This window comes from Massilia genomosp. 1 (assembly GCF_011682185.1).
In the GTDB taxonomy this organism is placed as follows: domain Bacteria; phylum Pseudomonadota; class Gammaproteobacteria; order Burkholderiales; family Burkholderiaceae_D; genus Telluria_A; species Telluria_A rubra.
Window position 1 is genome coordinate 1 of record NZ_WHJF01000573.1, and the last position, 258, is coordinate 258.

Annotated in this window: 1 pseudogene; it reads right to left on the minus strand. The window is 60.9% G+C overall.

Annotation, left to right across the window (positions count from 1 at the left end):
- Positions 1-4: 4 nt before the first annotated feature.
- A pseudogene (locus tag F1735_RS34960) lies at positions 5-258 on the minus strand (IS5/IS1182 family transposase); the annotation flags it as partial.

Genomic DNA, 258 nt, shown 5'->3' on the forward strand with positions numbered 1-258 from the left:
ATGGTCATCGTCGAAGTCGCATCAACTGGTCGGCGCCGAGGGCGAGCAGCCCGAACATCAAATGGCTCATGACTTTGGCATGTCCTTTGACCATGATGTTGCGGCCGCCGAATTCGTCCTTGAGGCGTGCGTTGGTCCGTTCGGCCACGGTGCGCTCACGGTAGCGAACCTCATCGGCAGGCTCGAAGTGTTCCTTCTCGCCGCCACGCGGATTATGGTCGATCAGGGGGACGTGTCCCAGTTCGCGGCAGTGGTCGT